A 21,911-nucleotide genomic window follows, 5' to 3' on the forward strand; every position below is an offset into this window, starting at 1 on the left:
TCGTCAAGACCATTACCCACTCAAATTACATTTTCGCGCGGAGTGTCAGATAGTACTGACGACCACTTTGGTAAATCGAACGAGGCTGATTTTCATTCAATGCAAAATACTTCAAAGAAGGATTATTTAAATTATGCGCATCCAACGAAATCGCGAAATGCTCATTAATTTTGTAACCCAAAGAAGCTGACAAAGATCCAGTTGCTGCTTGTGAGAATGCTGTTTCACGATCCAAGCCACTGTAGAACGCAGAGCGATAGCTATAAGATAAGCGTGCATTGAAAGTGTCATCCTCATAGTAACCACTCAAGTTGTACGTGTTTTTCGAAGCACCAACAACCTCTTGATCTTTCGCATCTTTTGCATCAGCGTAAGTGTAGTTTGCTGCAACACCAAAATTAGATCCAATTGGTTGTTCATATGCAAGCTCAAAACCCTTCACCTTTGCGCTGGAATTGACTGGAACACTTAGAACGTAAGGAACCATTGCGCCTTGTGGGATCGCAGAGCTGGTCGTGAAGTAACTACGGTTCACTTGACCAATTCCAACATAGCTCGTCAAATCCATGTAGTAGACACTACCAGAAACCAAGGCACGCGGTGCAAAATACCATTCCAAGGATGCATCAAGATTATTCGAACGAATTGGCTTCAAGTTCGGATTCGCACCACTACCGCTACCAATGCCAGTTGCTGTCGATGGTGGGCTCAAGCTGATCGCACTTGCCAATGCACCAAAGTCTGGACGTGTCATTGTTTTCGAGACGGCTAAACGCGCAACCAAGTCCTTTTGCACATCAAAACGCAAGTTCAAGCTTGGCAATACATCGTTATAGGTATTATCACTTTTCTCGAAGTGGAAGGTACCGAAATCCGAAGTTTTTTGCCCAGCGCCCGGACCAGAAAGAGTCGAAACTACACTCTCTTTGGTTTGCACGACGCGCACACCTACATTCCCACTCCAACCCTCTCCTTCCATATTGCCTTGAACATAGAATGCATTGACATTTTCTTTCAGTGCAAACTGCGTTCCATAATCTAAACGTGTACCGTTATTGTCGCGGTTAGAATACTTGTTGAACTCAGCCAACTGGGCTGGCGTGTAGTACCAAACATTCGATGGGAAGTTACCACCCAAGCCATTGCCATAGTTAGACGGATACGTTGCCACTGTTGAAGGGAATTTTGCGGGATCGTTTTGTGCCGTTGTACCGACTGGACACCAGCTCGATTGAGACCAATCCCATGGTGCCTGCGTTCCAGCAGCATTTTTACAACCTGGACCTTGACCCAAGGCAGCGCCGCTATCGCGTTTATGTTCAGTTGCACGGACACCAAATTTCAGAGAGCTAAATACACCTTGATTCAATTGATATTCGCCATCCAATTTCGCCCATGACTCTTCGTCATTCACGAGCGTATTTTGATAGCCGAAGACCCAACCCAAGGTATCTTTGGCACGACTAGCATAATTTGTATTACCTAAACTCCAGTCAGCAGCATTGTTGACGCCATTGATTTTGTAAGACGCACCAGAACCCACACCGACATTCCATTCAGCAACGTCTTGAGTTGGCGTTTTACCTTTCGCTTTGGAAGTGCCAAGTTGTCCATTAAAACGCAAATCAGAACTTGCTTTCCATGTCGCATCTGCGCTAAAGAAATTGACTTCTGAACCTGCATCTGGACGTGAGATCTGATCGTAGACACCGTAAGTCGTGCCCGCAACTGGCTTGAAGGTGGCGCTTGTCAAAGTCTTGACACCGTTATTGTTAGCTACGGTGTAGCCTGGTTCAGGAGCTTGTCCGTTACCACCATCAATAAAATGCGAACCCCACAACATATAGTTGCGATTGTAGTTGGCGGCGTCCAATTTAGAACTAAAACCACTCAACACAATATCAAACTCTTTGCTTGGCTTGAACTGAGCGCTCACTAAACCACCTGTGCGATGACGCGTTTGTTCAAACAATGCAGCACCCATCAAACTGGGATAATACGCGCCAGCCAAGTCAGGATTGGTTTTTGCCATTGGACTGGTTGCAGAAATTTGTGACCAACCCAAAATTTCTTGACCATCACGGCGCAAACTACGTTTTTCTGAGAAGGCTTGAACCATCAAACCAAAAGTGTTGTAATCATTTTTCCAGTTAATCAAACCACTCAATTGCGGATCAGATTTTGCCGGCAAATCTGCATACACAACACCTAGCGAAGCCTCGGCAGTCAATTGTTTCTTGAAATCTAAAGGTTTGCGGGTAATAACGTTGATTGAGCCAGCAACCCCACCCTCAACCAAACTCGCTTGAGAAGTTTTATTCACTTCAATACGACCAACCAACTCGGAAGGCAATAAGGTATAGCTGATCGAACGACCGACACCTGCACCAGACTGATTTAATACAAACCAATCACCAGCAGCCATGTTATGACCATTGATCAAAGTTTGCGTCAAACTTGGATTGGTACCACGCATACTGACGCGATCATTCTCATCAAAACCACCTTCATTACCGGATGCCGAACTTGTCGTCACACCTGAAACACGCTGCAAGGAGTCTGCCACATTTTTGTCCGGCATTTTGCCAATATCTTCTGCAGTAATGACTTCAATATGCGATTCTGCATTACGTTTTTGGTTCAATGACTGCTGCATAGAAGCACGCACGCCCGTCACGATGACTTGCTGCTGCTCTTCCTTCTCAGCCTTCTTCGTTTCAGCTTGTTGAGCTTGTGCCGACATTGCAGCGGTCATCATCAACACCGCAACCGCAGTAGCAATTGGCGTCAGACCTGATTTCAGATTACTCTTCATTTATTCCCCCAAGGATTCCAAAAAACATTAAGTGCAAAACAAACTCCAAAAGAAATTCGCTTTGCGCGATTTACCACTTATTAAACATTTCAACTTAGCGTGCAAAACGCTCTTCGCAACAACGACTTCTGAGCAACTTTAGTCCTTACCGCTGTACCAAAGTCCGTCGAAAGTAAATCACGAAAGGCAGTGACAAAAACCATCCCCCCACAGGACATAACTTCCTCAACTTCAAAGCCTCTTCATCACTAACACATCAAAATTGAGCTTCTGCTTTGATGTACTCTCACTTTAGAATCTTCAATACCAATTGTCAAACGGTATTCATGTGGTATTACATTTATTTGATTGGTATTATGGAAATTTACCCCATTGGTATTAAGATCAATTACACATCAAATCAAATAACACCTTGATTTAAAAGTGAAAAATATTTAAAAATACAGAGAAATTGGCCATTGGTATGTTGAGTCAATCCAACACACGTATTAAAAATACCACTTTAGACCGAGCATACAACTTCATTCCTTCGACTTGCCCCCAGCAAGGTGTTAATTAAACTAGATAATTTACCTTCCACTTGAAGCAATTCCGACACCGTTTCAATTTCAAAGGCTGTTAGCACAAAGCAATCATGGCTCAATTTTCGAATCCAATCGAACGCCAAACAAGTTTCATCGTCATCAAGTAAGGCAACCCATCTCGTCGTCTAGAAAACGCATGCGACGCGATTTTGCTATGCATCGAAACATGCCAAATCGACCTTGTGACTGCCGTAAAAGTATGGAATACTCCAGTCTCAAAATTCGATTTAAATCCCGCCAAATCCCCTCCCACATTGGTATCGAGAAGACCCGCTTTCAAGCAGGTCTAAGAATTTTTGCGTTCTTCTCATTCTATTTGTGGGTGTCATATGAAAGTTAAACAAATCGCGATTATTGGTGGTGGCACAGCTGGATGGCTGGTTGCAAACCATTTGGCTGTCGAACTGCGCGCTGAGTCGGATATTGAAATCACGGTGATTGAATCACCTGAAATTGGCATTATCGGGGTTGGCGAAGGCACAGTCCCACACATCAAAAAATCACTACAAAAATTCGGTATCTCCGAAGCCGACTTACTTGCCACATGCGACGCGACCTTTAAAGTCGGTATTAAATTCGTCGATTGGATGGAACAAAGCAAGGAGCAATCGTCATGGTATTACCATCCTTTCGCTTCGCCCTTTCCTGGCGGTGTTGATGCGACCGCTCTATATCAGCAGCACGCGCATGCAATGCAGTTCTCCGACTTTTGCGAATCGGCGACGCTGGCCGAATCGCTGAGATCGCCCAAGCAAATTTCCTCACTTGAATATGAAGGTGAGGTCAATTATGCCTATCATTTCAATGCCGTGAAATTTGGACAATTGCTCGCAAAAAATGCGCGTGAAAAATGGAATGTAAAACATCAACATGCAACGATTATCGGTGCCCAGTGTGATGAACTAGGTGCGATACAACACGTGATTTATAAAGATGGTCAACGACAAGCGTTTGATTTCTACGTTGATTGCTCAGGCTTCCAATCTATCCTATTGGGCAAAGCCTTAAACGTAAAATTGATCGACAAATCATCACAAATATTGACCGATTCAGCACTCGCGGTACAAATTCCAACGACTAGCAATGCAAGCTTGGCCCCCTATACTTTGGCGAAAGCCCATTCAGCAGGTTGGATTTGGGATATCCCCTTAATCAATCGTCGTGGTGTCGGATTCGTCTATTCCAGCGCCCATCTCAGTGAGTCGCAGGCAATTGAAGGCCTATCGCATTATTTACAAATTGACGCTGACCAATTATCTCCGCGAAAAATACCTATGCGGATGGGCTATCGCGAAAAATTTTGGCATCAAAATGTTGTCGCGCTTGGGCTAGCTCAAGGATTTGTAGAGCCGTTAGAAGCGACTTCTATCTTCGTCACCGACTTTGCAGCAGAATTGTTTGCAAGTCATTTTTCCACCAATAAAGAAAACATGTCGATCGCGTCCGAGTATTGTAATCGAGTGGTCACCTATGCATGGGAGCGGGTAATCGACTTTGTGCAGTTACACTACTATCTCTCGAATCGAAAAGATTCGGATTTTTGGATTGACAACACTAAGAATTCAAAACTATCCGATGTCTTATCTGAAAGGCTTGCGATGTGGCGTTTTATTTCTCCAAAGAAGTCCGATTTTTTCAGCCGTTTTGATCTTTTTGATGTGGATAATTTTTTGTTTGTGCTGTATGGAATGAAATTCAATACGCGCGATAAAACGATGACCACTTATGAGGAGCAATATTTTCGAAAAGAACTCGATAAAATCAGACAACGCAGTCATCGACTCAGCAAGGAGCTATTAGACCATCGCGACTGGCTAAATCAATTTCATCATGCGTACAAAACAGCTTTCGAAAGACGATAATGTCCAAGCAATTTCTTATCAACCCCGCCATCGAACTTCAGTCCATCGCGATCGGAGAGCACCATGCCATCATGATTGATGACTTCCTACTTCACCCACAAGAGATGGTAGAAATAGCGGCCAAGGAAGAATACAGCACCTATCCCGGCTATGCTGAACGTAAAGGTTATCCGGGAATACGCGCGCAGGCGCCAGAGCTCTACTCGCAAACCATCACGAGCTTTTTGGAACCTATTATCAAATTACATTTTTCAATTCCAAACGATCTCCCCCTACGCAAAAGTATTTGTGCTTTCTCTTTAACGACAATGGCAGCAAAGGAGATCGGCCCCTTGCAGAGAACACCTCACTTTGACGCCAGTACGCCGCACCATATGGCCGTCTTACTTTATCTATGCAATGAGCGCCATGGCGGAACTGGCTTCTATCGCCACAAAGCAACTGGGATTCAACAAATCAATTCAGGCAATAAAGAACGTTATCTAGACGTCTACTATGAAGAAATTAATCGCGTCCCGCCAGCACAACGCTACTTTGACGACAGCACGGATCACTTTCAATTCCTCGGTATGATTCCTGCAAAATTTAACCGTCTCGTGATGTATCAAGGTAGCCTACTTCATACCGCCTGCATCAATCCTTCAATCAGCATCAACAGCAATCCGACAACCGGGCGACTCACTGTCAATACGTTTTTCGATTTTTAGGATTAATCGAAAACTTAAAAGAAAAGGACTTGCTTCGACTTGCTTGCAATGCGTTTTCTAAAGGCAAAAAAAACCCGACGATTGTCGGGTTTTTTTTAGACATGGCTAATACTGCTTAGAATTTTGCACTGAGGCTAATTCTATAGACAGTCTCACCCAAGAAAGACCATGCTGGGTAGCCGGCTTTTAAAGGATCTTTGACTGTTGTGCTTGCAGCAGCAGCTCCGTATTGCACGTCATCTTCTTTCAATAGATTTGTTGCTTCGAAAGCTAAACGCAAGTTCTTGTTAATGTTCCAACCAAAGCTTGCATCCAAAGTTCCATATGCATCATGCATACGATTACCGTACCAGCCAGTCTCACGAACCATGTATTTTGAACGCCAGTTATATGCTAAGCGAGCAGAATACGTTTCGTTTTCCCAGTATCCAACCAAGTTCGCATTATGTTTGGACGACAATGTGAACACGTTCAATTCGTCTTGGTAGCTCGTTGACGGTGCTTTTGCATTCGCCAAAGTGTAGTTCGCTACGACGCCGAATCCATTATCAAAGGAATGATTGATTTGTGCTTCGATACCATCAATCTTGCCACCACCCGCATTGATGTACTGATTCACTGTCCAGCTATCTTTTCCGCTGTCTGGGCTAACAACACCAATGCTTTGGTTGATCTTAGTTGCAGTCGTGATGAAGTTATTGATGTTCTTGTGGAAATACATGACAGAGATCAAATCGCCTTTGCCATAGTAATATTCCAGCCCCAAATCAAACTGGGTTGACTTCATCGGTTTCAAACCTGCACTACCGAAACTGACAGATTCGTTCCCTGCAACGGTATCTTGGAAGCCAGTCTGTGTCGCAATAAACATGTTTTCGTAATTTGGACGGGTAATAGCTTGCGCTGCCGTCGCACGGAAAATCATATTATTGTCGACGTCATAGGCCACATTGAGACTTGGCAATACATCGTTGTAAGAAGCTTTTTCAGTTTTCTTCGCACGACCCCAACCTGCATTTTGCGCGATATCACCAGCAGCAACAGCCGTACCGTCTAATTTATAACCTTCCGCTGTTACATCAGAACTGATATAGCGGAGGCCGAAATTGCCGTGCCACTTATCTTGTTCGAAGTTAAACATGCCGTACAGAGCAGTATTGTCTTCGTTCAATTTGCCGTAGCCACCACGTTCTTCAACCCAACCCGTCACATTCTGCGTTGTATTCGCCATCATCGCTGCAATATTTGGACGTGGAGAAGCCCAGCCCAATGAACCCATCGCGATAGTGCCATCGTACAAGCTGGAAGTCGCCACTTCTTTTGCAGTTGCCGCAAAGACTGCGCGATCAGTTGCCTTTTGGAACGTATGATCAGACTTGCGGAAACCCGTCTTGAATGATGTGATCGCACCCCAATCAACGTTCAATGTCAAATCGGCCTGTGCAAAATTTTCTTTGTCCGCGTTCGGTCCGCGTGAAGTTGCCCAAGAACCCGCTGGGCCAGTCGAAGCCGGCAAATTGGCAACGGAGACATTTTGGTTAGACGCTGGAGTGATAACAATTTGTTTGCCTGTCGCGTCAATTGCGCCAGTCCATTTTGGCAAGGAAGAACCTGTCGTCCACCAACCATAGGAATAGTTGGTCGTCATCGAAGTGCCGCCATCTGCTTTCGTGGTGCCTGCTACGGCGTCAAGCTTAATGCCGTTCGCTTTGTAGGTACCATTCAAGGTAAAGCTATCCGACGTCATTTTGCCTTGGCGCGCCCAAGTCTGTAAGAATGCATCGGAGGCTTTTGCTGCAGTCGTATTACTAGTCAAGCACACACCATCAGGATTAAAAGCAGACTTCACGCTTGTGTTACGTGAGGTGCAATTTGGATCATGGAAAATGTAATGACTCGTATTAGAGTTATCAGCATCAAGCTCCAACTTCATATAATTCAAGCCGAGATCCAAGCCTTGAACTGGACGAGCCTGCAAGTTAATATTCAAAGCAGAACGTTTACGTTCTTGAACAAAAGTTGTCGGCGCGACGTCAGCAGACCAACGGGAATCAGACTCGACACCACGACGGATGTAATCACCCTTTTCATTGGCGCCAGCAATCAAGATACCAAAATTGTTCGCATCGTTTTTCCAGCTAAACATCGCTGACAAATCTGTCGATACTTTATCGCTCACGCTTCCTTTGCCGGCTTTTACGCCGACATAAGCGGAACCTGATTTCAAATCTAAAGGCTTACGAGTCTTAACAATTACAGTCCCGCCGATGCCGCCTTCCGTCAAATCTGCTTGAGATGACTTATAAACGTCCATACCGCCGATCAACTCTGATGGCAATAAAGAATAGTTAAAAGAGCGATCCAAAGCTTGTTGATCATACCAACCAGTTGAAGCAACTGTTTGGCCATTCAACGTAGTGTAGGTCATTTGTGGATCTGAGCCACGCACAGAAACCGATGCACCTTGACCAAATGCACGACCAACAGTGACGCCTGGAATACGACCCAAAGACTCACCCACATCCGTATCTGGCAATTTGCCCACATCTTCAGCGGACACGGCATCAACAACAGAATTCGAATTGCGTTTAATATTGACCGCACTTTGCAATGCGCCACGAATACCGGTCACAGTGACTTGCTGCGGCTCAGCCTTGTTCACATCAGCTTGTTGCGCGTGTGCTGACATTGCCGCCGTCATCACCAAGACAGAAACCGCTGCCGCGATTGGTGTCAAACCAGGCTTCAAATTACTTTTCATTTATTCCCCCAAGACTTCCTAAAAAAACGTTAATGCCTAGCAGATTTTCATCAGAAACATGCCCAGCGCGATTTACTACAATTGAAGAAAAGCCGACTACTTAACGATAGCCCCGCAATAGCTAGCACAGTGCGGCACCCTATTCATTTAAAAACCAATCAATATGTGCCGCACTTTTCGCCAAATCGAGACTACCGACGACCGCAATCTAATTCTAAAAACGATGCGATCCATCAATCTTCGGAAACTCCCCCCACAGGAATATTTATTCGGCCAAACCGCTCAACAAAGAGAAGACAGCAAACTAAACATTTAATTTTCGAAGAGACTTCACTTTAGATTTGCTAATACCAATTGTCAAGCGGTATCTAGGTGGTATTATTCAAAATAGTCAACAAGAATTCAAATATACCAAATGGTATTAATTTACCATTCCAAAATCCAAATTAAGTTATTGATTTTAAACATTTTAATTACCAAAAATTTGAGACATGCTGCATTTGGTATGTTGACTCAATCCAACATACCATTTCAATAAAAGGTATTTATTTGGCATTGATAAGTGCTTTCTTGAGAAATAAGTTGCTTATCAAGAATACTTATTAAAAAATACTCTGAAAAAGTCGAACAGGAAGCAATCGGCGCACCAAATGGATATACCCTGTAAGTGTCAATGAGGAAAATAGAATGCTAAAATTGTTATGCAGTCACCAAAGTTTAGGTGATTTACCAAGCGATTGATTAAAACTTGGAAACATGTCTAACTCTGGAGAGGTATACTCAATTGCAATTCGACAGGCTCGGAGCAGCGATTCAATCAATGCTACCTTTACGCGAGCGGCAAAAATTTGCCGAGCATCTATGCCACAACACTACTTAGCCAAACTGACAGCAACCGAACGCAGCGCCAAAACAAACCGTCACCTTGGGGTGGCACTTTGCTGGATCGCTGGGGCGTTAAATGCTGGAGGATTTCTTGCTGTTGGCGAATACACGTCCCACATGACAGGCTTACTTTCGAGCGCAGCGGATAACCTGGTTTTAGGGAATGCGACCACAGCGCTAGCGGCGCTTTTTATGCTGCTGTCATTTGTGATAGGCGCCGCATGTACTGCACTCATCGTGAATTATACAAAGCGTCATTTCCAACACTTTATCTATACACCAGTACTTTTACTCGAGGCTATACTATTGCTTGTATTTGGGATGTTAGGCCAAGGGCTATTGCAGCACGAGATGATTACGGTTTCTTTCACTGCGATTTTATTGTGCTATATGATGGGCTTACAAAATGCTTTAATTACGAAGATTTCAAATGCAGAAATTCGTACCACTCATGTCACTGGTATAGTCACCGACATCGGCATCGAGCTCGGCAAGCTCCTTTATTGGAATCGAAATCTCGCCACACCAACCGATACGAAAGTTATTGTCAATCAGCAAAAACTAAGCTTGCATCTTCAGCTTGTTTTCGCATTTGGCTGTGGTGCCATTATGGGCGCATTTGGCTTCAAGCACCTTGGATTTATTGCCAGTATCCCACTCGCGCTCGCGCTAGTTGCTTTAGCCCTCGCCCCGGCACTTTCGATGAGATTGACGAATAAAAAAGATTGAACGCTGACCATTATGAGCGCGTGATTAAAAATCTGTCGCCACCTTGAATACCGCGCCGAGAGGAGGATACCAAAGCAAGTTGTGCGATTGAAGCGAAGCGTCACCAGTCAATCTTGGTCATGTAAGACAAAAGAGCTCAGTCCAATTCATCGTCAAACCGGACCGAGCCATCTATCCATTACTTCTTATTCAGTTTCTCCAATTCCGGTCCAGAGCCGAAATGCAATGGCGCCTGAGCTGCCATCCAAGCGAAGACGGCATAAGTAGCAGCGGCTTGGTTGATTCTAGCTGGTTCGATTTTATCGAAAGTGTCATCTGGGGTGTGATGCAAATCAAAATAGTCATCAGCCTTTAACGCAAGTCCAAAACTCGCCGCCCCAGCCAAGCGCAAATCACCCATATCTGGACCAGGGAATGCATTATTATCACCAGCCTCGATCCCTAAAGGTGCGAGTACCATCTGCATTTGCTTGACTAAAGGCAGTGCCTCAGCCCGAACGAACGAGGACATTTTAGTCACTGGGCCTTGTCCAAGATCCGCTTCGGCGGCAGCCTGAATTCGAGAAATCTGCTGTCTGTGTGCCTCCAAATAGGCTTTGCCACCAAACAATCCTTGTTCCTCGTTGGCGAACAAAACAACTCGAATCGTGCGCTTTGGTTTGATCCGATTCCGCTGTATAAATTCCGCAGCAGACATGGCAATCGCACAGCCTGCGCCGTCATCAATCGCACCCGTCCCCAAATCCCATGAATCAAGATGTCCACCGATTAAGACATATTCATTGGGCAATTCGCTGCCCGTGATTTCTCCGATCACATTGTATGAAGTATAACTCCCATTGGCGCTCGAGCTAAGTTCTAATTTAAGAGAAACAGGTTTACCGCGCTTTATCATGCGTGCCACCATGTCGGCATCAACGTTTGACATCGCGGCGGCAGGGATTGGCGGTACGCCTGCCTCATAGCGCATGACACCGGTATGAGGAAAGCGATGGCTATCGGTACCTACTGAGCGAATGATAATGGCGACAGCACCTTTCCGAGCCGCCTCGCTCGCTCCACTAGACCGTCCTGGTACAACCAATCCATATTCATTCGAATTTTGCATCTTGTGATTGATGAAAACTATTTTGCCTTTGATTTTCTCTGGAGGCGCTGCGACTAAGTCCTTCAAGCTCGCAAATTCAATTAAATCCGCAACTAAGCCATTGTCTGGCGTTGCGATACTATTCCCCAATGCCGTGATTGCTAATGGCTGTGGAAAGGGCGAAACAATTTCAGCTTTCTCAACCCCACGTTTCCAACTTGGGAATGTGACCGGTTCTTTCCACACTTTATCAAAGCCTAGCTCTTTAAACTTCGATTCCGCCCAAGCTACTGCTCTCGCGTCGCCAGGAGTACCCGCCATTCTTGGCCCGACTTCTGTTGTCAATGATTCCAAGATTTTGTAACTCAAATTATCTTGACGTGCCGCATCGCGAATCCATGCAGCAGTTTGTAATTCTCTTTCAGAAAAAATCGTATTCACTCCTGGCTTTTCCATAGAATTGGCTTGCAGAGAAAATCCTCCACTTAGCCCTATTGCCAACAAACACATCGAAACAAGGTGAAATGATGTACTACCAGTTAGACGCCGCATATGTGTCCCTTCCTATCACGAATTAATGTAATTTTTATACAGTCATGCAGACTGACATCTGTTCCAGACCTCACTTCGCCAACAAAGTTCAGATCCGACACTTCACAAACATGAAAAATTTTCTCGTGGGGCGATAGCTCCAACTCCAGAATCTCTAACACCTATGGCGATAAGCGATTGTTTTTAAAAGATTTAACGATAAATCATCAGGATTCGCTTGACCATCTTTACACCTCCCAAATTTGGACTATACTTAACATCATTGCACTAAAGAAATTTTTTATTCCTGTTTTAGTTGAAGTCTTCTATAAGATATAATACATAGGTAGCTTACAATTGCATGCTACATAAAGGATGCGTCAAGCGCTTCAGCTCTAACCTAAACCAACTTGCACTTAGCCGTTTTACCTGCGGACCACATGACCGATTCAGCTAAATCAGCCCAAAAGCCAATACGTGAATTCTTTATCCAAGGACTTACTAGCGATGGCAAGCAATTCCGCCCAAGCGATTGGGCAGAACGATTGTGCGGCGCTATGTCATGTTTTCGTCCTGAGGGTGGCCGGAATGCGCATTTGCAATATTCCCCTTTTGTTCGACCAATACTTTTGAACGGTGTGCGCTCGGTCGTGGTGAACGAAGCTTTGCGGGAAATAGAGCCGCTGGCTTTCCATTTCGTGCTGAGTTTTGCAAAAGACAATGATTTACAAATCTTAGATGCATGTCTATTGCCAGAACGAACACAGACCTAAGTTTGCTATTTTTCGTACAGGTATTTCCCAACACAGAGCGTGATCGCAAAGCAAACTATCAAAGCGGTCACACTAGCGATGATCCAATAAGGATCCAAAGCCCCCCCAAACCACCGCGAAAAATTTAAAAACCACGCTTGAGAATACAGCCGCGTAAAAGCTAGGTAACCAAAGTCCATTGACCCGACGGTGAATTAGAATTGCACAAACCGCCGCCAATAAAATCAGCGCCAAATATCTTTATGCTCAAGTAATGGCGCCAGTATGGGTCAATGCATATTGCAAAATGTAAGCTAGTGCTCCAGCAAAATAGCCCAGCAATGCAAGACCGCTCATTTTCTTTACATACCAGAAAAAGTCAATTTTTTCTAAACCCATTGCTGCAACACCCGCTGCAGATCCAATAATCAGGATGGAACCACCAGTACCAGCACAGTAAGCCATAAATTCCCACAGAAAACTATCGATGGGAAATTGACTTAAGCTATACATTCCCATCGATGCTGCGACCAAAGGAACATTATCAACGATCGCGCTAGCCAAGCCGATTAATAAAACGATCAGATCCTGGCGTCCAACATATTGATCCAACAAATTCGCCAAAGAACTCAGAATGTGCGCGTGTTCCAATACCGCGACAGCCAATAATATTCCAACAAAAAACACGATAGAACTCAGATCAATCCGAGTCAATGCGCTCACAAGTGTGAGGCGCTCTTTTTGTTCATCCGTTTTGTCTCTATGTAGTAAATCACCGACCATCCACAATATTCCTAACCCAAATAAAATACCAATAAATGGGGGTAGGTGCGTCCAAGTCTTGAATGCTGGAACACAAATCAAAATCGCTAAACCCAAATAGAATATGCAGTTGCGTTCAAATTTTCCCGCCAGATTGACAGCATGCTCACCGTGAACTGACGTGACCAATAACTTATTTCCTAGAACGAGGCTTGTTACGATCAAAGGCACCAATAAATTTATTAAACTAGGCAAGAATAAACCTTTCATGATTTCAATCGCTGATATTTGCCCACCGATCCACAGCATGGTTGTGGTCACATCACCGATCGGGGTCCACGCACCGCCAGCATTCGCAGCAATCACAATTATCCCAGCGAAATACAATCGGTCCTCACGCCTCTCCAACAATTTTCGCAACATCGAAATCATAATAATGGTGGTCGTCAAATTATCCAGAATCGCACTTAAGAAAAAAGTAATGACCCCCACTATCCACACCAAATGTGAAAGCCGCTTGGTTTGAATTCGCGAAGTAATGACTTCAAAACCATTATGTGCGTCGATCACTTCAACAATCGCCATTGCGCCCATCAAGAAAAAGACTATCTGTGCAGTTGAAGTCAACGATTCCGCTAATTGATGTTCGACCAAGCTAACATCATTTTTTGTCAGTGCATAAATGCTCCAAAGCAGACCCGCACCAATCAACGCTGAAGCAGTCTTATTCACTTTGATTGCGTGTTCGAACACAATCGCTAAATAGGAACACACGAATACACATATCAATAAATTCAACATAACAGCAATTTCCCATTCAAATGCGGCGGGGGGCACTCTGCAAAATTAAACCGCATACTCTACATGACTCTCGAATCAATGTCCTTCAATTCAACATGGTAGAAATCAAATTCTCTGCGATAATGGATTAAAAAGGACACATAGAATGTGTCTAGGATGAACTTCTAAGCTTTGAGGATTTATGTATATCGGAAAATTAAATCAAGATACTAGCTATTTTCCCGAACCTTTGGCTTCTGCAATCAGACATTTAAACTGCACCGATTACAGCGGTCATGAAGCGGGAAAGTATCCTATCGAGGGTGAACGTATGTTTGCGATCGTTCAAGAGCCCTTCACACAATCTTGGGAAACAGGCTACCCAGAATTCCATGCACGTTATATCGACATACAGTTGGTATTGGAAGGGGAAGAAGCGATTGGATATTTACCGCCCAATTCAACACTGTGTCCGCACGAGGATTTTTTAGCAGATCGTGACATTGCGTTTGTGCCGCAACAAACTAGGGAAACGCGGATCGTCCTGACCAAAGGTATGTTTGCAGTTTTCTTTCCAGGTGAGCTACATAGACCTTGCCGCGCAGTTGATAGAGGAATGCAAATTAAAAAAGTTGTGATAAAAATTTTGGCAAAATAACCGAAGATTTTATCGTTATGCATAGAGTAAGCTTCCGCCGTGTTCATTTTTATTCTTTGAAGAGGTCATTTACATGAAACGATTGCTTTTAACATCCCTACTTACCATTAGCCTCGCCTCTGGCCTAAGCGGCTGCGGTTACAATACCTTGCAAGCGCAAGATGAAACAGTCAAAGCGTCTTGGTCAGAAGTACTCAATCAGTACCAGCGTCGCGCTGATTTAATTCCGAACTTGGTACAAGTTGTTCAAGGTTACGCTGGCCATGAAAAAGATGTTTTGCTTGGCGTAACAGAAGCACGCGCTAAAGTGGGTGGCATACAAATGACGCCAGAACTGGCGAAAGATCCAGAAGCACTCAAAAAATTTCAAGAGGCGCAAGAAGGTATGACTTCTGCCCTCTCGCGCTTGATGGTGATTTCTGAAAACTATCCTGCTCTGAAAGCAAATGAAAATTTCCGCGATTTATCCTCACAATTGGAAGGAACAGAGAATCGCATCTCGGTCGCACGCAATCGTTATATTCAGGATGTCAAAGTCTACAATGTCACCGTGCGTTCTTTTCCTAACAACTTGACCGCAAAAATGTTTGGCATGGAAATCAAGCCGAACTTTACAGTCGAGAATGAAAAAGCCATTTCGACCGTCCCTAAAGTTGATTTCGGTAAAAAATAATGCAGAAGCTAAGGATTAGCGTTCACTTCCTATGGCTAATTTTGCTTCCGATGAGTATTTTGATCGGAAGCAGGCCTGCATACGCAGATCAGATCGCCATTCCTAAACTAACACAACGAGTAACCGATCTTACGCAAACCCTTACTACAGAGCAAACAGAATCATTGGCGCAAAAATTAGCCCTTTTAGAAAAAACAAAAGGTAGCCAAATCGCCATACTCCTAATCCCCACAACTGGAGAAGAATCTATTGAACAATACTCGATTCGTGTTGTGGATGAATGGAAAATTGGCCGAAAAGGTACTGCGGATGGTGCGCTGTTTCTTATCGCAAAAAATGACAAACGAATGCGCATTGAAGTTGGTAGAGGGTTAGAAGGTGCTTTGACCGATGTAGCAAGTGCACGCATCATTCGTGAGTTCGTTAGACCGGCTTTCAAACAGAATGATTTTTTTGGCGGCATTAATTTGGGTGTGGATAAAATTATTACCGTGATTGAGGGAGAGCCACTCCCAGCACCCGAAGCTAGCCAAGGACATTCCGCAAATTTCACTGACAAAACACAAATACTAGGGGTCCATCCGCTCGTATGGTTAGTCTTACTCATATTTGGCTTAATTTTAAGCAAAATAGTCGGCCCTTGGCCAGGTCGAGGTGGGTTGGGAATAGCCAGTGCTGGGACAGCACTGTTTGCTGGTGCTCCGATTGCGATGGCAGCACTTGCGGGACTCGCGATGGTAGTTCTATACAGTTTGCTCGCAAGTCGCCTCTTTTGGGATATCGCAGGAACGGTCATTCAAAGCGGAACGATCGGTGGTTTTGGTGGTGGACATTCTAGCGATGAGAGTGGGAGCAGCAATGATAGCTTCAGTGGCGGTGGCGGTGATTTTGGAGGCGGTGGTGCCTCGGGAGATTGGTAATGAATCAACATCGCGTTTGGTCAAATCTACGAACACGGTTTCAAATCAATCCGTATCGCAAATATTTCAATCTCGAAAATAGACAAAGACTGGGCACTTCCATCACTCAGGCAGAACGCGGCCATCGTGGTGAAATCAAAATTGTCGTTGAAACGCATCTCAGTTTAAATCAATTGTCGCGCGGGCTCACTCCTAGGGAGCGGGCGCTCGAATGGTTTTCTAATCTTCGGATATGGGATACCGAAGAAAACTCAGGGATATTGTTGTATCTCCTTCTCGCTGAGCGCAGAATTGAAATTATCGCCGATCGCGGCATTACCAAAATGGTTGAACAATCTGCTTGGGACAAAATCTGTGCAGATTTGCAAAATCAACTCGCTGCAGACAAAGTAATTGATGGTCTATGCGATGCAAGTCAACGATTTGGAGATCTGTTACGTCAACATTTTCCGCAAGTGGGTGACAGCGCGAATCCTGATGAGTTAAGCAATGAAGTGATCTTTATTCCATAAACCCGTCTACAGGCGAACTGCCTCGAAAAGTGAGCTTTAGATGAAGCCTAAAGTCGCGCGGTGCCGAGACCACACCGCGCCACTCGCGACATCAGTTTGAATGTTCAGCGTGATAACGCGTGATCAATTCCACTTCATTTTTCGATCCCAAAAACACGGGAACGCGTTGATGCAATGCATGTGGCTGAATATCTAACATCCTTTGTTTTCCGTCAGTCGATGCACCGCCTGCTTGTTCAACAATCATCGACATAGGATTAGCCTCATACATCAAGCGCAATTTACCCGCTTTATCAGGCTCACGTTTGTCCGCCGGATACATAAAAATGCCACCGCGGTGCAAAATGCGGTGTACATCAGCGACCATAGAAGCAATCCATCGCATATTGTAATTTTTATTTAGAGGGCCGGTTTTTCCTGCCAACATCTCATCCACATAACGCGTAACAGGTGGATACCAATGACGCACATTCGACATGTTAATTGCAAATTCTTGTGTATCAACTGGAATCTGAATATTCCGTTCAGTCAGTACCCATGAGCCCATTTCACGATCTAGAGTGAAACAGTTAACGCCATTACCGGTCGTAAATATCAACATTGTTTGTGGACCATAAATCGCGTAACCAGCCGCGACTTGCTGACTACCTTTTTGTAGAAAATCTTGCTCTGTGGGGATTGCCATCCCCTCAGGCGCTTTCAATACCGAAAAGATTGTACCAATTGATACATTCACATCAATGTTACTTGATCCATCAAGTGGATCAAACAACAGCATATATTCGCCTTGCGGATAACGATTCGGAATCGGATGAATCGTTTCCATTTCTTCGGATGCCATCGCGGCCAAATGTCCACCCCACTCGTTGGCCTCTAACAAGATTTCATTTGATAAGATGTCGAGCTTTTTTTGAACCTCACCCTGTACGTTTTCGGAATGTGCCGTCCCCAGTACTTCGCCCAATGCCCCTTTACCAACAGCATGGCTAATGGTCTTGCAAGCACGGGCCACCACTTCGATCAACAGTCGTAATTCAGCCGGAATATTGTTATTCAGCCGTTGCTCTTCAACCAAAAACCGAGTCAAACTAATACGTTTCATATTCATCCTCTTTTAAATTAATCTGTAATTATTGTCACTTCTGCCTTAAATAGCTAAAGCCTTACTAATCACTTCCGCCACATCTTTAGATAGACTCTTCGTTTTAGCGACTCTTTCTAAAGCTGCCTTCATTCGCGTTTGTTGGGCTTTGGGATATTTTGTCCAGCGATCCAAGCTACGTGCAAGACGTGCAGCAACTTGCGGGTTGAGTTTATTCAAAGCAATCACCGAATCCGCCCAGAATTCATAGCCGCTGCCATCCGCGCAATGAAATTGCGCTGGGTTCGCATTACAAAATGCAAAGATTAAACTCCGAGCACGGTTAGGATTACCCATACTAAAGGCCTTGTGCTGCATTAGCTGACGCACTTGCGTAACATCAGTAGTCGGTGCAGTTGCCTGCAAAGTAAACCATTTATCGATGACTAAGGCATCATTCTGAAACTCTTTATAAAATTCGAGCAATACTTGATTTCGCGTTTTTCGATAAACTTTGTCTAATGCAGAAGAACAATGCAACATTGCGAGCAAAGCTGCCATTCTATCAGTCATATTCTCTGCATCTTGATACTGTGTATAGGCCAGTTCATAAGTGCTTTTCTCTGCCCACTCAACCAAGTATGCTAATGCACAATTTTTCAATGCGCGCTTACCTGCAGATAGAGCATCAGGACTATATTTTCCTGGCGTCTGATTATCCTGATAAACCTGCAACAAATCGGACTTCAAGTATTGCGCTATTTCAGCACGCGCAAATTGTCGCGCTTGATGTATGCCTTGTGGATCTGCCACTTTCATTTCCTCTGCAATCATCGCTTCGGACGGTAAAGTTAACACCAACTCACGGAATGCTGGATCGAGCGAAGTATCGATCAGGGTTTTCTTTAGGGCATCGAGGAATAAAATATCTAAACTTAGCGGAACGCCCTTTTGAATTGCCGACACGAGATTTAGAAGGCGACGCATTGCCAAGCGCTGACCAGCCTCCCAGCGACAAAACGGATCGCTATCATAGGCAAGTAAGTGAGCGAGTTGTTCATCGCAATACTCAAATTCCAAGATAACTGGGGCAGAGAAGTTACGAAGCAGTGACGGCGTCACGTCTTGCTCAACATTGACAAAAACAAATTGTTGTGACTCCCTGGTCAACTCTAAAATCTTAGTACGCGCAACAATTGTGTCGCCTTCCAATTGCAGCGGCACTTCACCTCCTTGCACATCGATTAAGCCAAAAGCAACTGGGATATGAAATGGCTTTTTCTTAGACTGACCTGCCGTTTTTGGACAACTTTGGGTCAAACTCAGAGAGTAAGTTTTCTTGCTTCCATCATAGTGTCCCTGCGCAGAAACGCGTGGCGTGCCCGCTTGGCTATACCAACGTTCAAATTGCTTTAAATCACGTCCATTGGCGTCCGCCATTGCCACACGAAAATCATCGCAAGTGACTGCCTGACCATCATGCCGCTGAAAATACAAATCCATGCCGCGGCGAAAACCTTCGTGCCCCAATAAGGTGTAATACATCCTCACCACCTCGGCACCTTTTTCATAGATAGTGACGGTATAAAAATTATTGATTTCAACAAAGGAATCTGGTCGCACTGGATGCGCCATTGGTCCTGCATCTTCCGAGAATTGCAACTGTCGCAGGACACGTACATCCTCAATCCGTTTCACTGCTCGTCCTGTTTCGGTGCCAACCAGGTCACCCGAAAATTCTTGATCGCGAAAAACAGTCAGGCCTTCCTTTAAGGACAATTGAAACCAATCACGGCAAGTGACACGATTGCCTGTCCAATTATGGAAATATTCATGCCCGACAACCGATTCTATCCCCGCATAATCCGTATCGGTAGCGACGCGAGGGTTTGCTAATACATACTTAGTATTGAAAATATTGAGTCCTTTATTTTCCATCGCTCCCATATTGAAATCACTGGTTGCAACGATCATAAAGCGATCTAAATCAAGCTCCAATCCGAACCGTTGTTCGTCCCAACGAATGCTCTTTTTTAAGGAATCCATCGCATGCTGGGTCTTATCAAGATTGCCCGGCTCAACCCATACTTGCAATAAAACTTGACGGCCGGATTGCAATTTGAACTTTTCTTCTTGGCAAACGAGTTTTCCTGCGACCAAGGCAAATAAATAGGAAGGCTTCTTGAAAGGATCTTCCCACTTAGCATAGTGTCGACCATCCCCTAGGTCGCCTTGTTCGATCAAATTGCCGTTAGAAAGCAACACTGGGTAAGCGTCTTTATCTCCACGCAACATGACGGTGAAACTTGCCATCACATCTGGACGGTCCGGAAAATACGTAATTTTTCGAAAACCCTCAGCTTCACACTGGGTGTAAAAATTTCCATTTGACACATAAAGACCCGACATCGTCGTGTTCTTATCGGCAGCAATAGTCGTCTCTACTTCCAAACACACTTCGTCGGGTGCATTCACAATTGTCAAACACTCTTTCGTCAGTCGATAAGCTGACTTCTTCAAGTCAACCCCGTTGAGACGTAACTGCAATAATTTGATATCTTCGCCAAACAAAATCAAATCATTCTCAGAACGATCAGGATTGCGCCGCATGAATAGGCGCGTCGCAACATGAGTACGAATCGGATGCAAATCAAAACCCATTTCGACTTTATCAACCCAAAAATTGGGCGGCGCATAATCCTTCCGGTAAATACTAACTGGTACTTCACTATCACTTTGTTGAATAGGTTTACGCATAATAAATTTTCTTCCATGGGGCCAGTAATGAAATTCCCGAATGACTAGTCAGACTTTACTGAAAGGACTGCAAACAAAATAAGCAAAACCGTTATTCTACCAAGCAGATGAGTCACTGCGCGGCAAAAAGCCTGGATTATGCCTAAGGAATCCATCGCAAATGCAGGAAAACAAGAGAAATCTCTAGCGATCTCTCAAAGTGGTATGCAAATCGCTCTGCTCTACGCATCGTTACAAATGCTCACAGACTTTCCCTCACATTTAGATCATGATAGAGTCACAACAGGTTTAAATTAAGAATTCTGAGTAATACTGGAGCAAAAAAATGAAACAGTTCTGTTCACGATACTTTCGCGTTGCTAGCCTAATTGGCGCACTGTTATTGACTGGCTGTGCCAGCACTTTTTCGAGTAAAGTCCAAACGGTCAATCAATTGCCAGAAACGCTAAGCGACAAGACGTTTGTCTTTCAAGCCCATCCTGAACAATCTAACGACCTTGAATACACACATGCCGCTGAAGATATCAAAGCACGACTTCAAGAATTAGGTTTCAGCCAAAGCGATGCATCGACTGCCCATCTTAAAGTCACGTTGCAACTCAATACAACGCCAGGCAATACGCATGTATCGAGTCCATTCGGTACACTTAACTACCTTGTAACGCCATCTGGCATGGTCATTCCAATCGGTGGTATTTCAAGTTTTCGTGCTTATACGCCCATGTTTCGCTATCCGCAACGTTTCTATAGCAGACCCATCATCTATTCGCGCTTGTATAGCCCTTTCTACACTCCATTTCTATGGGGACGTCGCTACGATCCGTTCTGGGGACCTGAACTCGAGATAAGGCAATCGTTCGAACATGGCGTCGAAATTGCAATTAGTGAGAATGCCACAGGAAAATTACTCTATGCGGTGAACGCGAAGACAGATCAAAATGATCCTTATATTGAATCCTATTTACCGCTATTGGTCGAAAGTGCCTTAAGGGACTTCCCAAGTAAAAGCGGTGATGCACGGATTGAAATTCGCGTCGAAAAATAATCTATGTCTC

At 44.5% G+C, this 21,911-nt stretch carries 15 protein-coding genes; 9 read left to right on the top strand and 6 right to left on the bottom strand.

Features of this window, described 5'->3' with window-relative positions; translation table 11 throughout:
- Nucleotides 1–25: 25 nt before the first annotated feature.
- Nucleotides 26–2,815, bottom strand: coding sequence for a TonB-dependent receptor (locus KDM90_RS05065; protein WP_230409624.1), 2,790 nt, complete (start codon nucleotides 2,813–2,815; stop codon nucleotides 26–28).
- Between the two features lie 913 nt (nucleotides 2,816–3,728).
- Between KDM90_RS05065 and KDM90_RS05070 the strand changes: the two genes are divergently transcribed.
- Both KDM90_RS05070 and KDM90_RS05075 read left to right on the top strand, forming a co-directional pair.
- Nucleotides 3,729–5,261 carry a tryptophan halogenase family protein gene (locus tag KDM90_RS05070; protein ID WP_212674530.1) on the top strand — a complete coding sequence of 511 codons (1,533 nt, stop codon included), beginning with the start codon at nucleotides 3,729–3,731 and terminating at the stop codon, nucleotides 5,259–5,261.
- Nucleotides 5,261–5,968 (top strand): DUF6445 family protein, encoded by a 708-nt coding sequence (locus KDM90_RS05075; RefSeq protein WP_212674531.1) that lies wholly within the window; start codon nucleotides 5,261–5,263, stop codon nucleotides 5,966–5,968. Before KDM90_RS05070 ends, KDM90_RS05075 begins: the two co-directional genes overlap by 1 nt.
- 115 nt (nucleotides 5,969–6,083) lie before the next feature.
- Here the strand turns inward: KDM90_RS05075 and KDM90_RS05080 are convergent, their stop codons facing one another.
- Complete coding sequence (locus tag KDM90_RS05080; RefSeq protein WP_212674532.1) at nucleotides 6,084–8,729, bottom strand: TonB-dependent receptor; 2,646 nt, start codon at nucleotides 8,727–8,729, stop codon at nucleotides 6,084–6,086.
- Nucleotides 8,730–9,590: 861 nt separating this feature from the next.
- On the opposite strand from KDM90_RS05080, the gene KDM90_RS05085 reads away from it, so the two are divergent.
- On the top strand, nucleotides 9,591–10,343 hold the full coding sequence (locus KDM90_RS05085) for a YoaK family protein (protein WP_212674533.1): 753 nt from the start codon (nucleotides 9,591–9,593) through the stop codon (nucleotides 10,341–10,343).
- A 178-nt stretch (nucleotides 10,344–10,521) separates the two neighbouring features.
- Here the strand turns inward: KDM90_RS05085 and KDM90_RS05090 are convergent, their stop codons facing one another.
- Nucleotides 10,522–11,982 carry a M20/M25/M40 family metallo-hydrolase gene (locus KDM90_RS05090; protein ID WP_212674534.1) on the bottom strand — a complete coding sequence of 487 codons (1,461 nt, stop codon included), beginning with the start codon at nucleotides 11,980–11,982 and terminating at the stop codon, nucleotides 10,522–10,524.
- A 419-nt stretch (nucleotides 11,983–12,401) separates the two neighbouring features.
- Here KDM90_RS05090 and KDM90_RS05095 point away from each other — a divergent pair, with 419 nt between their 5' ends.
- A complete protein-coding gene (locus KDM90_RS05095) occupies nucleotides 12,402–12,734 on the top strand; it encodes a DUF3579 domain-containing protein (protein ID WP_212674535.1) in 333 nt (110 codons plus the stop codon).
- Nucleotides 12,735–12,980: 246 nt separating this feature from the next.
- Here KDM90_RS05095 and nhaD read toward each other — a convergent pair whose 3' ends face one another.
- Entirely contained in the window at nucleotides 12,981–14,276 is a 1,296-nt protein-coding gene (nhaD, locus tag KDM90_RS05100; protein WP_212674536.1) for a sodium:proton antiporter NhaD, read from the bottom strand.
- A gap of 181 nt (nucleotides 14,277–14,457) precedes the next feature.
- On the opposite strand from nhaD, the gene KDM90_RS05105 reads away from it, so the two are divergent.
- The 4 genes from KDM90_RS05105 (at nucleotide 14,458) to KDM90_RS05120 (ending at nucleotide 17,018) form a co-directional block, all read left to right on the top strand.
- Entirely contained in the window at nucleotides 14,458–14,913 is a 456-nt protein-coding gene (locus tag KDM90_RS05105) for a NanQ anomerase/TabA/YiaL family protein (RefSeq protein ID WP_212674537.1), read from the top strand.
- Between the two features lie 73 nt (nucleotides 14,914–14,986).
- The gene (locus tag KDM90_RS05110) at nucleotides 14,987–15,586 is read left to right on the top strand and encodes a LemA family protein (protein WP_212674538.1); all 600 of its coding nucleotides are present in this window, start codon (nucleotides 14,987–14,989) and stop codon (nucleotides 15,584–15,586) included.
- Complete coding sequence (locus KDM90_RS05115; protein WP_212674539.1) at nucleotides 15,586–16,506, top strand: TPM domain-containing protein; 921 nt, start codon at nucleotides 15,586–15,588, stop codon at nucleotides 16,504–16,506. Before KDM90_RS05110 ends, KDM90_RS05115 begins: the two co-directional genes overlap by 1 nt.
- Nucleotides 16,506–17,018 (top strand): TPM domain-containing protein, encoded by a 513-nt coding sequence (locus KDM90_RS05120; RefSeq protein WP_212674540.1) that lies wholly within the window; start codon nucleotides 16,506–16,508, stop codon nucleotides 17,016–17,018. The genes KDM90_RS05115 and KDM90_RS05120 overlap by 1 nt, the downstream gene beginning before the upstream one ends.
- 91 nt (nucleotides 17,019–17,109) lie before the next feature.
- On the opposite strand, the gene KDM90_RS05125 is transcribed toward KDM90_RS05120, so the two are convergent.
- Nucleotides 17,110–18,120: a class 1 fructose-bisphosphatase gene (locus KDM90_RS05125; protein ID WP_212674541.1), complete on the bottom strand. Its 1,011-nt coding sequence runs from the start codon at nucleotides 18,118–18,120 to the stop codon at nucleotides 17,110–17,112.
- Between the two features lie 45 nt (nucleotides 18,121–18,165).
- A complete protein-coding gene (gene pepN / locus KDM90_RS05130; RefSeq protein ID WP_212674542.1) occupies nucleotides 18,166–20,856 on the bottom strand; it encodes an aminopeptidase N in 2,691 nt (896 codons plus the stop codon).
- Nucleotides 20,857–21,181: 325 nt separating this feature from the next.
- Between pepN and KDM90_RS05135 the strand changes: the two genes are divergently transcribed.
- Entirely contained in the window at nucleotides 21,182–21,901 is a 720-nt protein-coding gene (locus KDM90_RS05135) for a DUF4136 domain-containing protein (protein ID WP_212674543.1), read from the top strand.
- Nucleotides 21,902–21,911 lie beyond the last annotated feature (10 nt).

This window comes from Affinundibacterium fentianense (assembly GCF_018139545.1).
Classification (GTDB): Bacteria; Pseudomonadota; Gammaproteobacteria; order Burkholderiales; family Burkholderiaceae_D; genus Undibacterium; species Undibacterium fentianense.